Origin of the sequence: Dactylosporangium sp. CS-047395 (assembly GCF_050942185.1) — a bacterium.
Classification (GTDB): Bacteria; Actinomycetota; Actinomycetes; order Mycobacteriales; family Micromonosporaceae; genus Dactylosporangium.
The window spans coordinates 7,962,725-7,981,961 of record NZ_CP192015.1 but is presented as its reverse complement, the minus strand read 5'-3'; the positions used below and the strand labels follow the sequence as shown (position 1 = coordinate 7,981,961).

Sequence of the window (19,237 nt, the reverse complement as noted above, 5' to 3'; positions counted from 1 at the left end):
AGCGAACGAACGGAGCAGCAGTGAGCGTCGAGGCCGCGACCGCGGGGACGAGCGGCCGGGCGGAGCCCGGGATTCCACCCGGCGCCCAGGTCCTGGTCCGGGACGAGCAGTGGCTGGTCCGCAAGACCACGCTGACCCGACACGACGGGTGGATGGTCGAGGTCACCGGCGTGTCGCCGTTCGTCCGCGGCACCGACGCCGTGTTCTACCAACGCCTCGACGACATCCGCGTGCTGGACCCGCGGCAGACGGTCCTCGTCGGTGACGACTCCCCGAACCACCGGCGAGCACGGCTGTTCCTCGAAGCGGTAGTGCGCAAGACCGCACTCCCGCAGACCGAGCACGGACTCGCCTTGGCCGACAACTTCCTGATGGATCAGCAGCCGCACCAGCTGCGCCCAGCCGAGCTGGCACTGTCAATGCGCAACCTGCAGCCGCGGATCCTGATCGCGGACGTCGTCGGGCTCGGCAAGACTCTTGAGATTGGCGTCCTGCTCGCCGAGCTGATCCGGCGCGGGCGCGGTGAACGGATCCTTGTCGTCACGCCGCAACACGTGCTGGAGCAGTTCCAGCGTGAGCTGTGGACCAGGTTCGCGATTCCGCTGGTGCGGCTCGACTCGTCCGGTATCCAGCGGGTGCAGCGGGAGATCCCGGCCGGCCGGAACCCGTTCGCGTACTTCAAACGCGTGATCATCTCGGTCGACACGCTCAAGAGCGACCTGTACGCGCATCACCTGGATCGCACCGACTGGGACGCGGTCGTCATCGACGAGTCGCACAACCTGCTCAACCGCGGCACCCGGAACAACGATCTGGCGAACCTGCTGGCCCGCCGTACAGACGCGTTGGTGCTCGCGTCGGCGACCCCGCACAACGGCAAGGCGGTGTCGTTCGCCGAGCTGATCGGGCTGCTGGATGAGGCCGCGATCGCGGATCCGGAGCAGTACGACGCCGGGAAGCTCGGCCACCTGTACATCCGGCGGACGAAAACCTCCGCCGAGGTGCGCGACGGTCTCAAGGGCGCCTGGGCCGACCGGGGACCTTCCCAGCCGATTCATGTGCCTGCCACGGACGCCGAAGAGGCGGTCTTCGCCGAACTGATCGAGCGGTGGATACCCGGCGACGATGACGGCCCGTCCGTGAGCACGTCCCAGCTGGTGTCGTACCAACTGCTGAAGTCATTCCTGTCCTCGCACCGGGCGCTGCTGGCCACGATCGCGACGAGGCTGCGGACGCTCGCCGGCGGAGCGGCGCGGGACGCCGAGCGGGCGGCGTTGCACACACTGCGGACCCTCGCGGAGCGGATCGAGGACGACCAGGCCGCGAAGTTCCGTGCCCTGATCGACCAGCTCCGGGAACTCGGTGTGGGACCCGGGTCTGACACGCGGGTCGTCGTGTTCTCCGAACGGATCCCGACCCTGACCTGGCTGGCCACACAGGTGCCCGCAGCGCTCGGGTTCCGCAGCGACGCCGATACGGACGAGCGGCGGCCCTGGCTGGCGTACGCGGGCGCCGCCCAGGTCATGCACGGCGACTCCACGACCGACGACGAGCAGCGCCGCATCATCGAACAGTTCGGGTTGCGCGACGACCCGGTGCGGCTGCTGTTCACCGGCGACGTCGCCTCCGAAGGCGTCAACCTGCACCAGCAGTGCCACCTGCTGATCCACTACGACCTGCCGTGGTCATTGATCCGCATCGAGCAACGCAACGGCCGCATCGACCGCTACGGCCAGGTACACCCGCCACAGTTCCGGGCCCTCATCCTCACCTGCGACCTGCCGTGGCGCACCGACCCAGCAACCGGCCGGCCGCGCACCCTCGACGACCGGCTCGTCGGCGAGAAACTCCTCACCCGCGAGGCGGAAGCCCACAAGATCGAGGGCACCGCAGAGGCGGTCACCGGGCTGTACGGCGCCAAGAAAGAGGAGGACCGGCTCGTCCAGGACCTCATCGCCGGCCGGACCGTCGAGGACTCGATCACCACATCGCAGCCGAGCGGCGGGTTCCTCGCCGGATTGCTCGGCCAGGTCGGCGCGGTCCCGGCGCACGCCGACGTCGAGCGGGCGGAGGTGTTGACCCTGTTCGACTCGACCGAGGACTACTTCGACGAGGCGCTGCGGCAGGTGTGCAAGCCCAACCCGGAGGACCAGCTGTCGCTGCGCCGCGACGACGACGGCACCATCGCGTTCGAGCCGCCGCCCGACCTGCTCTACCGGCTGCGGTCACTGCCGCGCTCGTACCTGGACGAGCAGCGCATCCTGCCGACGAACGCCGAGCCGGGCCGGATGCGGGTCACCTTCTCCAAGCAGCTCGCCGGCACCCGCCTGCAGGCGGCCCGGGAGAACTCCAAGACGCAGTGGCCGAACGTCTCGTACGTCACCGACGTGCATCCGGTGTTGGAATGGCTGACCGACAAGGTCCTTGTCGAGATCGGCCGGCATCAGGCGCCGGTGCTCGCCGCGACTGTGGACCAGCCGGTATTCCTGCTGCAGGGCATCTACTCCAACGCGCTCGGCCGGCCCACGATCGTGGAGTGGATGGCCGTCACCGGCCTGCCCGCCGACCCGGACACGCTGTCGCTCACCCCGCAGCTGCTGGCCCGTTACGGCCTGGGTCCCCGGATGCCGGGCCGGGCCCTCCCGTACGACCTGCCGGAGCTCACGAAACTGGTGCCCACCGCTGTCGATGAGGCGCGGCGGTATCTCGGCACCCGCGAGCACCTGTACAGGCAGCGGGTGGAGGCCAAGCTCGCCCCGTACCGCGACCGCGTGCAGCAATGGCAGCAGCAAGCACTGATCGCTGGCCCACGCCCCGACCGGCGCGGCATCGACAGCACCGCCGACCGGCTGCTGAAGCTCGTCGCGTCCCTGGAGACCGCCGGCGAACCCATGCTGCGGGTGCTCGCCGTCCTGCAACCGCACATCGACACCACGGAGCCCGCCGGATGAGCGCCTACTTCGACTCGATCAGCAACCGCGGCGAGTACCTGTCGGCGCACTACTTCGCCGAACAACTCAGCGGTGACCTGAAGAAGGGCATCTTCGCCACCTGGGCGGGACGCGAAACCGACGAGCACGACCCGCGCAAGACCCCACGCGAGTCGATCCGTTCCCTGCGTGGCACCTACCTGCACGAGGACGTCCGCGGGTACCTCGCCGCCGCGGCACAGACCGACGCCGACGACGCGACGCTGCGGATGTCCGCCTACGACGATCCGCAGTGGTGCAAGCGGCTCACCGGCTGGCATCAGGACGTCCTGCGCGCGCTCGGCTTCGACCCTGCACCGGCCGAACTGGTCGTCCACCGCGCCGGCCGCGACCAGACCGTCACCGTTGCGTTTCACGGCCACGACATCGTCGCGGTGGACTGCGGCTGGGTCGCCGACATGGACGCCGCCCTCGACCCCACCGGCGCAGACCGGCTGCTGGCGCCGTTGCGGGTCAGCGGCTCCGAACAGTACGACACCGGCGCCGCACTGGCGTCCTGGCTGTTCCAGAGTGAACTCGGCGGCGCTGGCGGACCCAAACCGCGGTTCGTGCTGCTGCTGCACGGCGGCGTGCTCATCCTCGCCGACCGCTACGTCTGGGCCGAGGGACGGTACCTGGCCGCGAACTTCGACACCGCCCTGGAACGCAACGACCGCGCCCAGTACGGCGAACTGTCCACCATCGCCGCCCTGTTCAGCCTCGACCTGCTGCGCCCCGGCGACAACGACCGGGCACCGGCGATCGACGCGCTGCTCAAGGCATCCACCTCGAACGCCGTCGGCGTCGACAAGGACCTGCGGCACGGACTGCAGCGCTCGGTGGAGATCATCGCCAACGAGGTCCTGCACCGCATGGCCGACCCGGCCAACGACATCACCCCGGCGCAGATCCCCAGCCCCCGCATGCCGTTCGCGCGGCGGCTGACCCGCGAGTCGCTGCGGTACCTGTACCGCATCCTCTTCCTGCTCTACGCCGAGGCCCGCCCCGAACTGGGCATCCTGCCCGCCGACGACGGCAGCTACGAAGCCGGCTACTCCATGGCCCGGCTCCGCGAACTGGTCGCCCGCGACGAGGATCTCATCGAGGAAGAGGCGAAGAACGGCTTCCACCTGTTCTCGTCACTCGACGTGCTGTTCAACAAGGTGAACTTCGGTCACCGCGCCTACGGCACCGAACCCGGCGACGACCAGCCCGGCGACGACGAGCAGACCCGCGCGGAGAAGGCGGCCCGGCGCAGCGAGGACCTCGGCCTGCGCTTCGAACCGCTGCGCAGCGAACTGTTCGAACCGACCGCCATCCAGCTCATCGGCACCGGAACCGTCGACCCGCGCAGCGACGAGGAGGACTGGCCGTGCTGGCTCGACCTGCGGCTACGCAACGAAGCGCTGCACGCCGTGCTGCGGCTGCTCACCATGAAGAAGGGCGCCGGCCGCGGCGAACGCGGCGGGTTCATCTCCTACCGCAACCTCGGCATCAACCAACTGGGCGCCGTCTACGAGGGCCTGATGTCCTATACCGGCATCATCGCCGACGAGGAGTACTGCGAGGTCGCCAGGGGTGGCGACTCCGAGCAGGGCTCCTGGCTCATTCCGGCCCGGCGGCAGGATCAGTACCCCGATGGTGTGCTCGTCCACTACGACGAGCACGACGCCCGCCGAGGGCTCCGCGGCGTCAAGAAGTACCCGAAGGGTTCCTTCGTCTACCGCCTCGCTGGACGCGATCGGGAAATCTCCGCGTCGTACTACACGCCGGAGTCCCTCACCAAGGTGACCGTCGAACTAGCCCTCAAGGAACGCCTCGACCAGGACCGCGACGCCGACGGCAACGTCATCAAGACCCGCGCCGCCGAACTGCTGTCCTACAAGATCTGCGAACCTGCGCTCGGCTCGGGAGCCTTCCTCAATGAGGCGATCAACCAGGTCGCCGAGGAGTATCTGCGCCGCCGTCAGGACGAGCTCGGCCGGTCCATCCCGACCGCGGACCTGCTGACCGAGAAGCAGCGGGCCAAGGCGTACATCGCGCTGCACAACGCCTACGGCGTCGATCTCAACTCCACCGGCGTCGAACTCGCCGAGGTCTCGCTGTGGCTCAACACCATGCACCCCGGCATGCGGGCGCCGTGGTTCGGGCTCCACCTGCGCCGTGGCAACTCCCTCATTGGCGCGCGCCGCGCCGTGTATGCCGGCGACGACGTCTCCGCAACGGCGAAGGAATGGCTCAAGGCGCGAGGCGGACTGGCGCCCACCCCGCTGCCGTTCCACCACGATGGCGAGCAGCAGCCGCTGCCGGACGACGCCGTCCACCAGTTCCTGCTGCCGAGCCCGGGCTGGGCCGCGGTGACCGGCAACACCGATGCGAAGAAGCTCGCGCCGGCCGAGGTACAAAACCTCACCGCGTGGCGCCGGGGTATCCTGCAGCGCCCCGCACGAAGCACTGCCCACCTCAACAAGGACGGCAGCCGGAAGCTTCTGTCAAACCGGCAGCCGAAGCCGGAACCGGCATCGCAGTTCACCCGTCTTCGCGACGCCGCCCGGCGGGTCGAGTACCTCTGGTCACTGGTCATCAAGCGCATCGAGATATCCGAACGGGAGATCGCCCGGAGCATCAACGTCTGGGGCACCGATGACGAATCCGAGTACGCCTTCCTGCAGCGGCCGAAACAGGCGGTGCCCAAGGAACAGGTGCTCCGAGACCTGTTCGACGCCGCCGACACCCCGTACTGGCGACTGAAGAAGATCATGGACGCCTGGTGTGCGCTGTGGTTCTGGCCAGTCGACCAGGCAGACCTGCTGGACGGCACTGCCGCGGACTACATCACACCGGCGCGGACAGTCGAGACGGAAAGCCTGGCGCAGCTCCTCGGCGGCGTTCCGGCCACCGAAAGCGCACCGGAGCCACCACTGGTCACGGAACGGGAGCCGCCGGCAGCCGACGCGCTAGCGCCTGTGTACTACCGTCCGGTAGCCCTGTTCCCCGTCGACGGCGAACAGGGCTCGTTCGACGACCTAGAATGGGGAGCCTCCAAGGCCATCGCGTCGACGAAGAAGAAAGCTTCTCCGCCGGTGCCGAAACGACCGGAGCTCCGACCAGCCATCCCGCTCAAGGACCTCGACGACTGGCTCGACTTCCTCGAGGCGATGGTGGGCACGACCGACGCCGCGGGGACCCTAGTCGAGGGCTACGACACCTTGGACGAACTGAAGAAGCTAGAGCTCGGCCTGCCGGAGTTCATGGGCATGGACATCGAGGATCCAGAGAAACGCTTCCCGTGGCTCCGCGTCGTCCGCGACATCGCCGACCGGCACGGGTTCCTGCACTGGGAGTTGGAGTTCGCGTACACCTTCGCGGAGCGCGGCGGTTTCGACCTCCAGGTGGGCAACCCGCCTTGGGTCCGGCTCAATTGGGAAGACGACGCAGTATTTGCCGAGTATGAGCCATGGTTTGAGCTGGAGGATAAGCCCGTCCAAGAGGAGAAGGAGCGGCGCCGTCAAGTGCTGCTCAAGGACCCGAACGTCAGGAATTACGTCCTCGATGAGTTGGCTGGCACTAGCGGCCAAGTAGCGTTTATCGGCTCGCCGCATATGTACCCGCTCCTAGCTGGCACGAGACCAGATTTGTATCGGGCCTTCATGTGCCAGGTTTGGGCTCATACGGGTACAGCAGGCACAGCAGGCATGCTGCACCCCGACACGCATTTCACCGGCGAGAACGAAGGTGCCCTCCGCGAAGCTGCATACAGGCGGCTGCGCACTCACGGTGACTTCGTCAACTCCGGTCAGCGGTTTTTTCCGCGGCCAGTCGGTGATACCGCGCACTTTGGCGTGCACATCTACGGCCCGCCGAAAGAGATTGGCTTCGACCACCTCTCGTGGTTGGTGTCCGTAGACGCGTTGCGGCTTTCCCGTACTCACGACGGAGCCGGTGAGATTCCGGGGATCCGGTACCGGAACAAGGAGTTCGACGAGCGCCCGCACCAGTCCCGGGTCATCACCGTGAACGAAGAGGTCCTCGCCGTGTGGCGGCGGCTGTTGGACGAGGAAGACCAGCCGATCAGCCGGGCCCGGCTACTCTTCCCGGTCAGCACCGGTGAGGCGGCTGCAATTGAGGTTCTTGCTGCGTTTCCGCAGCGACTGTCGGCGCTGCTGCCGCAGTTGTCCGCCGGCTACAACGAGACGACGGCAAAAATATCCAATTTGATCGAGTACAACCGGATCGACGTCGTCACCGGTCGGTTGTACCAGCCGAAGGCTTGGAGGGAAGTGATCTTGAAAGGGGTCCAACTGAGTACCGCCACACCGGTGTTTAAACGGCACGACGCGAACAGCAACGACCCCTACGGCTACGACCTCGTCAGCCTCGACCCAAACTTCGTCCCCGACACGGAATACGTCCAGGCCGCCGGCCGTGAACAGGAGGCCCGCTCGGCCCAGGATCGCTGGATCGACCACGTCGAGCTTGCGCGCCTCCGATCCGAGTCAGCGGCCGACGACGCGAGCCTTGCCGAGGCAGCCCGCCGCCCGTATGTCGACTTTTACCGCCTCGCGTGGCGCCGCCAGATCGCACCGAACACCGAGCGATCCTTGTACGCCGCCGTCATCCCACCCGGTCCAGCGCACGTCCATGCCATGCAGAGCCTCGCGATGCCGGACAAACGCCTGACTGTGCTGACGGCCGGTTTCTGGGCTTCGCTTCCTGTCGACTATTTCCTTCGTGCTACGGGTCGCTCTGATCTCCTTGGCAGGAGCGCCAAGGTGATGCCGGTTGCAGATGCACACCATCCGCTGGAATCCGCATTACTGCTGCGAACGCTCCGGTTGAACTGCCTAACTATGGCGTACGCCGAGTTGTGGAGCGAGCTGCACGAGCCGTCTTGGGTGACGGAAGAGCCATGGGCCTGCGATTGGCCCGGCCTGCAGCCGCTCCACGCGGTCGGCCGGACCTGGGATCGTGATACGCCGTTGCGGACCGAGCGGGCCCGCCGTTCCGCGCTGGTCGAGATCGACGCGCTCGTCGCGGTCTGGCTCGTTATGAGTGCCGACACGCTCGTCGCTGCTTATCGGGGCAGGTTCCCGGTGTTGCAGAAGTATGAGGCGGTGACCTGGTTCGACGCCGACGGTTGGAAGCTGGCCGGGAACGCCCGGACGTTCGGGCAGCGGCAGACCAAGGCGACGTGGGCACAGTTCGAGGCGTACCAGGAGGATCAGCGACGCCAGACCCCGGAAGGCATCGCGCCGCCCGAGGGGTACACGCCCCCGTTCTACAAGGCGGACCGTGAGCAGGAGATGCGGGCGGCGCACGCGGTGTTTCAGGCTCGCCTCGACGCCGCCGTCGCCCGTGGGGAGTGGGATCCGGTGACCCGGCGGATGGTGGGGTCATGAGGCCGACGCTGCAGGCGCGGGCGCTGAAGGAGAGCCTGCTGCAGTATCTGTCCACGACGTACGCCCTGGCCGATGAGGGTGCCCGTGAGGCGTTGCACCGCTTCCTGGGTGACGAGACGCAGGGCATGTTTCGTGGCCCGTTCCTGCGGATCCGGACTCCGTTCACGCTCGCCGGCCCGGAATGGCAGCAGCATCTGGAGTGGCGCCGGGACGGCTGGACGCCGTACGCGCATCAGGCTGCCGCGTTCGCCCGGCTCACCTCGGCGAACGGTCACGTACCGGAGCCGACGCTGGTGACGACGGGGACCGGTTCGGGCAAGACGGAGTCGTTCCTGTACCCGGTGCTCGACCACTGCCGCCGTGAACGCCTCGCTGGGAAGACCGGCGTCAAGGCGCTGTTCCTGTACCCGATGAACGCTCTGGCCACCGATCAGGCGGAGCGGATCAACAAGCTGCTGCTCGGCAGCGATGCGGACCTGGGCAGGGTGACGGGCGGGCTGTACATCGGTGACAAGGCGGCGTTCCCGTTCGAGCGGGTCCGCACCCGCCGCTCCGACATGCAACTCTCCCCGCCCGACATCCTGATCACGAACTACAAGATGCTCGACCTGCTGCTGCAGCGGACCGAGGACGCGCCGCTGTGGGAGGACGCGGACATCCGGTACGTCGTCGTCGACGAGTTCCACACGTACGACGGCGCACAGGGCACGGACGTGGCAATGCTGCTGCGCCGGCTCGCGGCGGCGGTCGGCGCGAGCGAGCAGGAAAAGCCGCTAGGCCGGATGTGCCCGGTCGCCACGTCGGCGACCCTCGCCTCCGCCTCCGACGAGTCCGGGATCGCGGCACTGCTACAGGTGGCGACGGAGGTCTTCGGTACCGAGTTCACCGCCGACGCGATCGTGGGGGAGGACCGCCTGGTGGTCGACGATTTCATCCCGATGGCATCAGTCGAGCCGATGCCGCAGCCGTCGCCGGACGAGATCCTCGCCCTGCCGGACCCGGGCTCCGGAGACGAGGCCCTGCTGGACCTCATCGAGGCCGTGACCGAAGTGCGGGACCTCGACCCGTACCTGCTGGGCGCGAACCTCAGGCGGCACCTGTTCACCAGGGCGGTGATGATCGCGCTCGGCGGGGAGGTGAAGACCGCCGCCGAGGTGCTCGACATCATGTGGCGGGCCGGCGCCGCCAACTGGTCGTCAGCGATCACCCGGCAGCCGGAGAAGGCAGCCGAAGCCCTGGCACGGTTCCTGGCGCTGCTGTCGCACGCCCGGGACCCGGACTCGCGGCCCGGGGAGCCGCGCCCGTTCGTGCACCTCGAGGTGCATCAGTGGGCGCGAGCGGTGACCCGGCTGCTGCGTGGTGTTCTACCCTGGCCGAAAGCGGCGTTCCGGTGGGACGTCCCGGGCACGACCGACCCGGGTGACGGTGATCATCTCGTGCCGGCGACCACGGCCACGGCAGGGCAGGCGGCGAACCTGTTCCTGCCGGCGGTCTACTGCCGAGATTGCGGCCGGTCCGGCTGGGCGGTGTTCTCCCCGGAGAGCGACGACCAGGACGTGCAGTTCGACAGCCACAAGATCCGGAGGGCGTCGACGGGCCAGGACAAGGCGCGGGTCCGGTACCTGGTCGCTGCGACCGACCGTGAGGCCAAGGAAGGCTCGGGCGCCGGCCTGATGACGGCGAGCGCCCGGCCGAAGAGTGGCTCGACGGCTGCGCAGGGCCTCGGCGGGACGCTGATGGTGCTGGACGCGGTCCATCAGCGGCTGCGGTTGCCGGACCCCGTCGGCGACTACGACCGCGAGAGCAAGGAGCCGCTGCTGACCGCTCGCGACTCGGCGTTCGTCCTGGTCAACACCGGCCCTACCGGGAACACGGCGGCGAAGGAGGACTGGTGCCCCGCCTGCGGGGAACGCAACGCGATCCGGTTCCTCGGCACCGGCGCGGCGGCGATGGCGTCGGCGGCGATCACCCAGCTGTTCACCGGCGGTGAACTCGACCAGACGCTGCACGAGAACAAGACGTTGATGTTCAACGACTCGGTGCAGGACGCTGCGCACCGGGCCGGGTTCGTCGCCAACCGGTCGTACACGTTCTCACTGCGGGCGCTGCTGGCGACCCGCCTGCGGCAGGACGGCGCTACTGCCCTCAACGACCTGATCGCCGACGTGATCGACGCTACCGCCGACGGGCAGACCCTCGCCGCCGTGGTGCCGCCGGACCTGCACAGCTTCAAGGGGGTCGACCGGCTGCTGTCCGGCCGTAGCCGCGGCGGGGACCGGGCGACGTGGACGCTGATCGGTCAGCGGCTGGCGTTCGAGACACTGATGGAGTTCGGGTTCCGGTCCCGCAACGGCCGCACTCTGGAGCTGACCCGGACGGCCGCGGCGCACGTGCGGATCGCCGACCCGGACGGCGTCGCGGCGCTCGTCCGGAACCTGCACGTCGACCTCGAACGACCCGACCTTGGGATCGTGGCGCAGGACGACGCCCGCTATCTCGCGTTCCTGCGGATCTTCCTGGAGCGGCTGCGGAGCCGGGGCGCGGTCGCGCACGACTGGCTGCGTAAGTACATCGACGAGGCCGGCACCAGCCGGTACTTCATCTGGGGGCAGCGCGAACCAGGCATGCGCGCATTCCCGACCCGCGTGGCCGCACCGGTGTTCCTGCTCGCCCAGCCGAAGGCGAACAGCGACTTCGACGTCGCTGGTGGGCGGCTTTCCTGGTACGAACGGTGGCTGGGCCGGTGCCTTGGCTTGCCGCGTGAGGTCGCCCCCGAGTTCTGGGGCCGGCTCCTGCCCGAGCTGACGTCGGCCGGGCTGTTGGCAGTGCGGACACCCAACGACTCCTCGGCCCGCGTGTACGGGCTGCGTCCCGGCAACGTCGAGGCGCTGCTGCTGGACGACACCGAGGTCCGGTCGGCGTTCGTGCGCTGCCCTGTGTGTTTCTGGGAGCAGACCGTGCACCCGTCGTTGCTGGATCAGTGGCGGGATCAGCCCTGCCCGGCGTATCGGTGCCGGACCGGCCGCCTCGTCGCCGGCGATCAGCCGGAAGGGCTCGGACGGCACCAGCGGGACCGTGACTACACGCGCGACTACTACCGGCGGCTGTACCGGGAGGCGGGCACCTACCAGGTGATCACCGCCGAGCACACCGGGATGCTCACCCGCCCGCAGCGCGAACGGGTCGAACGCGCCTTCAAACTCGGCGAGGGGTTCAAGGCGCCGAACGTGCTGTCGTGCACACCTACGCTGGAGATGGGCATCGACATCGGCGACCTGTCGGCGGTCGTTCTTGCGGCGCTGCCGCGGCGACCGGCCAACTACGCGCAGCAGACCGGCCGGGCCGGTCGGCGCACCGGTAATGCGTTCCTGCTCACGATCCCGGACCGGCGCCGCCGCGACCTCTACTTCCTGGACCGGCCAAGGGACCTCATCGCCGGCACGATCGTGCCGCCCGGCTGCTACCTGTCGGCGGTGGAGATCCTGCGCCGGCAGTACCTCGCCCACCTGTTGGATCTGGCCGCGGCCGGCCGTCTCATCCGGGCCGACGGCGCGCCGTTGCGTCCGTTGCCGCACCGCGCGCCGGCACTGTTCGGCCCGTCCGGCTACCTCACCGACCTTGTGCAACTGGCGACCTTGCAGGGTGAGTCGCTCGCCGACGCCTTCCTCGCGCTGTTCCCGGCCGGCGTGACCGACGACGCGAAAGCGGACCTAAAGACGTACGCGACACGCGGGTTGCGGTCCGCCGTCGAGGGGGCCGAGGCCGAGTGGCGCCGATCCGAGCAGGCGCTCCGGGCCCGGCTCAAGATGATCGACGAGGCACACGGCGAACTGCACGACACCGACCCCGAGCAGCTACGGCAGAAAGGTGAACTGGACGCTGAACGGCGTAACGTCGGCAAGCGGCTGCTCCACCTCGGTGACACCCCGGCGCAGAACGCGTTGTGCGACCTGGGGCTGCTGCCGAACTACGCCCTGATAGGTGTGGCGACGACCCTGGCCGCCACGGTGTACGGCGAGGAGGGCGCCGACCCGAAGACCGGCCGGATGGTGTTCAGTTCCACGACCGTCGGCTACCAGCGACCGCGCCGGTACGCACTCGAGGAGCTCGCGCCCGGAAACACCTTCTACGTCAACGGGTACCGGCACGAGATCACCGGCCTGGAGGTCGCTACCGACGGCCGCAAGGACTGGTACGACTGGCGGATCTGCCCAGGATGCGGATACGTGCGGACCGAGGACGCGGTCAGTGACCGGTCGGCGTGCCCACGCTGCCGCAGCCTGCTCATCGCCGACGACGGCTCCTGCCTGTTCCAGGTGGTGGAGCCGGTCACGGTGACCTCCCGCGACAAGCGCGAGGACGCCCGCATCCGCGACGACAAGGACGAACGCGACCGGCGCTTTTACACGGTCATCGACGCGGTCGACTTCCCGCAGGACGCCATCGCCCCCGGCTCCTGGCGGCACGCCCATCAGACCCTCGGCGTCGACTACTGCCGCCGGGCCATGATCCGCCGCATCAACGTCGGACCAGCCCGGTTCGACGCACAGGCTCGGGACGAGTTCGCCGGACACACGGTGCGGCTCAACCCGTTCCACGTCTGCACCGGCTGCGGCGCCGCTACCGCCGATGGCAAGCCTGTCTTCGACCACGACACCGACGCGCTGAACTCGTCCGAAGCCCGCAACCCGGCGTTGAAGCACCACCGGCCGTGGTGCCCGCTGCGCCGCGGTAAACGAGACGGCGTCACCCAGGAACCGGTGTTGCTGGCCCACCAGTTGCAGACCGAGGCGCTGCGCATCCTGCTGCCGGCGGCGAGCGCCGACGTCGACGCGCGGGTCCACTCATTCCGGGCCGCGCTGCGGATGGGTGTGGATCTGCACTTCGGCGGCGACCCCCAACATCTGGACACCACCGTCGCGTCGATGCCGGACCAGGACAGCGGGGAACGCCGCTGGTTCCTCGTGCTGTTCGACGAACTGCCCGGCGGCACCGGCTACCTCGACCGGCTCACCAAACCCGACGCGTTCCGCGACACACTGCTCGCGGCATACGAGGCGCTGCGGACCTGCCCGTGCGCCGAGGAGCAGCGCCGCGCCTGCCATCGATGCCTGCACCGGTACACCCCGGAACTGCAGCAGGACGTGGTCTCCCGCCGGGCCGCGATCGACATGCTCGAGTCGCTGCTGTTCACCAAGGACGGCACCGACGGCTGGGACACCACCGAAATCGCGCACACTGGCCTGGTCGGCCTGGACCGTCAGGTCGAATCCGACCTCGAGGCACGGTTCCTGACGGCGCTTCGGGAATGGGCGGGCGTCACCGAGGACGCGGTCCTGGACGAGGACCGAAACGCCAGCGGCCACCTCCGCTTCACCGGCGGCACTGACGTCGTCCATTGGCGGCTCACCGCGCAGCAGCAGCTGGAACGCACACGGACCGACTTCACCTTCACCCGCGTCGACGGGCCCCCGCACAGCGTGAAGGTGTACCTGGAGGGTTTCCGCTTCCACGCCAGCCGCGACCACAACAGGATCGCCGCCGATGCCACCCGGCGCACCATGTTGCGGGCCGACGGCCACACCGTCTTCCAGATCAACTGGCACGACATCGATCTGTTCGAACAGCGGCGCACCGAGGCGCGACCGGTCTGGGCGCCCTATGCCGGCGCGGCCCAGGAGAGCGCGAAGCGTGCATATGAGCAGTACGGTGGTCAGCGCGGCCAACTCGCCGGTGCCGTCTTCACCAACCCGATCGCCACGTTGATCGCCTACCTGCGTGATCCGGACGCAGTCGCGTGGGCACGCCGCGCACAGGCACTCGTCACCGGCCTGCTCGCCAGCCCGGGCACGGCACCGGTCGTGTCCACGGACCGGCGGGGCGAGCTGATCGACGCGCTCCGACGCGAGCTGGGCCGTTTCACCCCCGGCGGCCGATCCGACGCCGTCGACCCGCCAGCCGCCGCCCAAGGCGGGCAGGTGCATGTCTTCAGGGCGAAGGACGCCGCCGGGCTGCCTCTCGTCGTCGCGCTCGACGCCACCAACCTCGAACAGCCGCGATGGAGCGCTTTGGCCGTCCTCGACGACGGCGACGCCGCCCTGCGCCAGGACGAGCACCGCGACCGCTGGCGGGCCTGGCTGTACTGGACCAACCTCACCCAGTTCCTCTCCCTCGCCGGTGGCGACGGTGTGCAACTGGCGGCCAGCCACGCGGCTGCCTTCGACATTGAGGTACTTGCAGTCTGCGGCGGAGCCGGCCAGCTGGACTCACTCAGCGGTGGGTCGGCAACCGCCCCTGCCGTCGATGCGACTCTCCCGGCGCCGAGGACGTCACGACGAGACGTCGTGTGGGACAACGACATTCTTGCCATTCTGCGAGAGGAGCAGGACAGCCCTGCGCTGCTGCACCTAGCCGAATTCCTCGCCGATCACGGCAAACAAGCGCCGGTGTTCGGCTATGAGCTCGGCCCCAGCCGCTGGCTCGTGGACCTCGGCTGGCACGACGGCGAGATAAAGATTGCGGTTGTCGGCGGGCAGCATGCAGCCCAAGCCGACGAGGAACGACGCCGCGACGAGGCGTATACCGCCGCCGGATGGACGATCAGGACCGCCGCGGACTGGCTGGACCATCTCGACGACCTCATCGCGCGACTCCCCGACCTGGAAGGCAGCTCCTGATGACCGCTCGGCTCAGCCTGTACCGCAAAGCCGAACAAGAGCTGTACAAGCTCGACCGCGCGGTGAAGGCACAGTTCTACGACTTCAGCCACATGTTCCGCGCGAACCCGGACCAGCCCGGCCTGGATCTGAAGAAGCTCAAGGGCGACTCCCGTATCTACCGGGCGAAGATCAACCAGTCGTACCGCGCGCTGCTCACACCAGTCGGCGTCGACCCGGACGGCACCCAACACTGGCTCGTTATCGCGGTCCGGCACCGCAAGGATGTCTACGACGAGCTCCAGGTCGCCGTCAACCGGGTCACCGGCGAGATCGAGTTCGTCGACCTCGCCGTCGTCGGCAGCAGCGCACTTCGCCGCGCCGGCATCACCCTCACCCCGGCGGAGCCCGAAGCCGTCACTCCGCCAACGGTTGAGCCGATCGAGCCCGTGCCCGCTGCCGAACCGCCGCTCCTTGCCGCGTACGACGCCGACCAGTTGCGCGACCTCGGCGTTGCCGAACAGCTCATCGAGCTGGTCCTCGCAGTCACCAGCGACAGCGAACTCGACCAGGTCCTCGACGGTGCGCCGATGCTGTCCAAGGACGTCATCTACGGCCTCGCGTCGGGCATGGGCATCGATGAGGTTCGTCAAGCGGTCACGGCACCGGTCCAGCTCGACGAGGATCTGGACCTGACGGACTTCGCCACCGCGGTGACCCGTACCAAGGTCACCACCGTCGACAAGAACGTGCAGGCCAAGATTGACGAAGGTGACTTCCGGGCCTGGAAGGTCTACCTCCACCCGACACAGGAGCGCCTCGCCACGCACCGCAACAAAGGCCCGGTGCGCATCTCCGGCGGACCGGGCACCGGCAAGACCATCGTCGCGCTGCACCGCGTCAACCACCTGGCCCGGCAGCTGCCGCTCGGCACCGACAAGTCCATCCTGCTCACCACGTTCACCATGAACCTGGCCGCCGATCTGCGGCTGCGGCTCGCCTCCCTCATCGATCCCGAGCTGATGGCCCGCGTCGACGTCACCCACATCGATCAGCTGGCCGCGAGGGTCGTCGGCGAGAACACCGCGCAGCGAAACCGTAAGCAGCGCGTCACCGACCAGGTCGCCCTTACCGAACTCCGGCAACTGCTGGCCGAGCTCGACGAGCAACGCTGGGACGCTGAGTTCCTGCTGGACGAGTGGGAACAGGTGATCCTCGGTCAGTCCGTCCCGAGCCGCTCCGACTACTTCCAGGTCCGGCGCGCAGGCCGCGGACGCTCGCTCACCCGACCCGAACGCAGCCAGGTGTGGAAGCTCATCGAGCAGTTCACCGCCCGACTCGACAAGCTCGGCGTCGAGACCTGGGGCCAGGCCGCCGAACGCGCCGCCCGCTACGAGATGGACCGCGCCGCAGCCGCCGAGGCCCGCCGTACAGCCGGAACATCCGACGGCGAAAGTTCCGGATCACGGCACCTGGGCTACCGGTATCAGCATGTGGTCGTGGACGAGGCCCAAGACCTCCGCGCTGCGCACTGGAAGATGCTGAGGGCGATGGTCGACCCGGACCAGCCCAACGACATGTTCATCGCCGGCGACACTCATCAACGCATTTACGATCACCAGGTTTCCCTCGGTGCCCTCGGGATCAACATCCGCGGCCGACGTTCGACGCGCCTCACCCTGAGCTACCGCACGACCCGCGAGATCCTCGCGCGGGCGCTACTCGTGGCCGACGACAAGGACGTCACCTACGATGACCTCAACGATGGCACCGACGACCTTGCCGGTTACCGGTCGATCTTGCACGGCCCGACCCCAACGTTCACCGGTTACGTTGGCTGGGACGACGAACTCACCGCTCTGGCCTCGACACTGAGCGCCTGGCGGGAGGAGATCGCCGGCGACGGCGCTGGTATGCGACGCGACCCCACCGGTCATATCGCGGTCTGCGTCACGGATCGCGAGCGCGTGGGCCAGGTGATGGCGTTCCTGACGAGTACCGGCGTTACGTGCGCCGAACTCGCTAAGGACGGTCCAAGCGGTGACGGCGAGGTCCACGTGGGCACGATGCATCGCTTCAAGGGACTCGAGTATCAGAAGCTCGCCATCGTTGGTGTGAGTCAGGGTGTCATCCCGCGGACGGGAATCGATCGGTATCGTCACGATGACCCGGCTCGCTATGAGCGCGAAGTGCGCAAGGCCCGATCGCTGCTCTTCGTTGCGGTGACCCGCGCCCGGGATGGCCTTGCCGTCAGCTGGCACGGCAGTCCGAGCCAGATCATCGCGGGCATCGCGGAATCATCGGGGGAGTGACGCCCCGATTCTTCCGACGGCGAAGGCAGGCAGGGCTTCCGAGATCCACTTCTGCGCATCGTTAGGGACAGGGAGAACAGCCAGTGGCCTTCCAGACGCCGGTGACGGCGGAAGAGATCCTCGGCGCCATCCATCAAAAGCAGTACCTTCTGCCCGCGATTCAACGCGAGTTCGTCTGGAACCCTGACCAGATCCGCCGCTTGTTCGACAGCCTGATGCGCGGCTATCCAATGGGTTCGTTCCTGCTGTGGAAGGTTGATCCTGAAACGGCAAAGACATATACGTTCTACAACTTCCTCACCCACTATCACGAGCGGGACGATCCATACGCCAACAAGGCGACCGTGCCGGCGGGCAGCGGCATCACCGCCGTTCTGGACGGCCAGCAGCGTCTGACCGCGCTGAACATTGCTATCTACGGCAGTCACGCGGAGAAGAAGAAGTACGCCTGGTGGACCAGTCCGGACGCCTTCCCGAAGAAACGTCTCTACATCAACCTGGAGGCCGACGCTGAGGAAAACGACCTCGGACTGCGATACGACCTGAGGTTCCTCACCGACGCCGACGCCAAGCCGCAGGACGGTCAACCCGATCGCTGGTATCGAGTCGGAGCCGTCCTCGACCTCGACAACGCCGGTCCGGCGCTGTACGGCGAGCTGACCAAGCGCAGCCTCGACTTGAGCACCCCGGCGTGCTTCCAGCGGCTTTATGACCTGTACAAAGCAGTCCGTGAGCAGAAACCAATCAACTACTACTTGGAGCAGACCCAGGATCCCAACAAGGTCCTCGACATCTTCGTACGGGTCAACAGCGGCGGCACCACGTTGTCCTATTCCGACCTGCTGTTGTCGATGGCGACGAACCAGTGGCGGCACCTCGACGCCAGAGAGGAGGTTCGCAAGCTGGTTCAAGAACTCAACACCAGCGGCTCCAGCAGCTTCTCCTTCTCCAAGGACGTCGTACTCAAGACAGCTCTCATGGTTGCGGGCGTCGACCTGCGATTCCAGGTCTCGAACTTCACTGAGAGCAACATGCACAAGGTGGAAGCCTCTTGGGGGACGACGCGTGCAGCGTTGATCCGCGCGGTTGCGCTAATCGGTACCTTCGGCTTCAGCGAACGAACCCTGACGGCGGCGAGCGTGGTGGTGCCGCTGGCTTACTACCTTGCCAAACACGAGGTATCCGACAGCTATGTCACCTCAGGAGCGGATGCGAAAGATCGCATGACCGTCCGGCAGTGGATCACCCGTTCGCTTGTCAAGCGCGGCATCTGGGGGTCGGGCCTCGACAGTCTTCTCGGCCGTATCCGGCAGGCGATCGACCAGCAGCCCGGCTACGGGTTCCCTGTCGCGGAGATCGAGAAGGAGATGACAGCCCTTGGGAAGTCATTGTCGTTCGAGCCGGCGGAGATCGACGAACTGCTGGAGCTCAAGTACGGTGGTCAGCGGACCTTTCCGGTCCTCGCGCTGCTTTACCCCGGACTCGATCTGGCCAAGCAATTCCACGAGGATCACATCTTTCCGCGCTCCCGGTTCACGCGAACGAAATTGCGCATCGCGGGAATCGCAGAGGACGCCATCGACGACTATCTGAGCCGCTTCGATCTGCTTCCCAACCTCCAGTTGCTCGGCGGCGTGCCGAACGTCGAGAAGCAGGCGAAATTGCCAGCTGACTGGCTCGAACGGGCTTTCGCCGTACAGGCGGAGCAGGCCACATACGTGCAAGCCAACGACCTCCACGATCTGCCGTCGGACATGTCGGGATTCGTCGAGTTCTACGAAAGGCGCAAGGCCCGCATGCGCGACAGGCTCACCACCGCCCTCGGCGTCACGCCGTGATTGAGGTCCCTTTGCAGAGTCGGTCCTCCCGACATGGAAGTCTTGTGAACTGGCGGATGGACT

The 19,237-nt window shown here is 67.6% G+C and carries 5 protein-coding genes; all 5 read left to right on the top strand.

All coding sequences use genetic code 11. From position 1 onward, the window contains the following. Window positions 1-20: 20 nt before the first annotated feature. The 5 genes from ACQP00_RS37595 to ACQP00_RS37575 all read left to right on the top strand — a co-directional run bounded on the left by ACQP00_RS37595 (window position 21) and on the right by ACQP00_RS37575 (window position 19,174). Window positions 21-2,951 carry an SNF2-related protein gene (locus tag ACQP00_RS37595; protein WP_433205315.1) on the top strand — a complete coding sequence of 977 codons (2,931 nt, stop codon included), beginning with the start codon at window positions 21-23 and terminating at the stop codon, window positions 2,949-2,951. Then, a complete protein-coding gene (locus ACQP00_RS37590) occupies window positions 2,948-8,368 on the top strand; it encodes a class I SAM-dependent DNA methyltransferase (protein WP_433205312.1) in 5,421 nt (1,806 codons plus the stop codon). Before ACQP00_RS37595 ends, ACQP00_RS37590 begins: the two co-directional genes overlap by 4 nt. Further along, window positions 8,365-15,045: a DEAD/DEAH box helicase gene (locus ACQP00_RS37585; RefSeq protein WP_433205309.1), complete on the top strand. Its 6,681-nt coding sequence runs from the start codon at window positions 8,365-8,367 to the stop codon at window positions 15,043-15,045. The genes ACQP00_RS37590 and ACQP00_RS37585 overlap by 4 nt, the downstream gene beginning before the upstream one ends. Further along, on the top strand, window positions 15,045-17,336 hold the full coding sequence (locus tag ACQP00_RS37580; protein WP_433205306.1) for a UvrD-helicase domain-containing protein: 2,292 nt from the start codon (window positions 15,045-15,047) through the stop codon (window positions 17,334-17,336). The genes ACQP00_RS37585 and ACQP00_RS37580 overlap by 1 nt, the downstream gene beginning before the upstream one ends. Before the next feature lie 83 nt (window positions 17,337-17,419). Then, window positions 17,420-19,174: a DUF262 domain-containing protein gene (locus ACQP00_RS37575; RefSeq protein ID WP_433205303.1), complete on the top strand. Its 1,755-nt coding sequence runs from the start codon at window positions 17,420-17,422 to the stop codon at window positions 19,172-19,174. Window positions 19,175-19,237 lie beyond the last annotated feature (63 nt).

What these genes read in the sequence shown, in the direction of transcription:
- ACQP00_RS37590 (WP_433205312.1), top strand. Translation starts at nt 2,948, where the DNA reads ATGAGCGCCTACTTCGACTCGATCAGCAACCGCGGCGAGTACCTGTCG.
- ACQP00_RS37585 (WP_433205309.1), top strand. Translation starts at nt 8,365, where the DNA reads ATGAGGCCGACGCTGCAGGCGCGGGCGCTGAAGGAGAGCCTGCTGCAG.
- ACQP00_RS37580 (WP_433205306.1), top strand. Translation starts at nt 15,045, where the DNA reads ATGACCGCTCGGCTCAGCCTGTACCGCAAAGCCGAACAAGAGCTGTAC.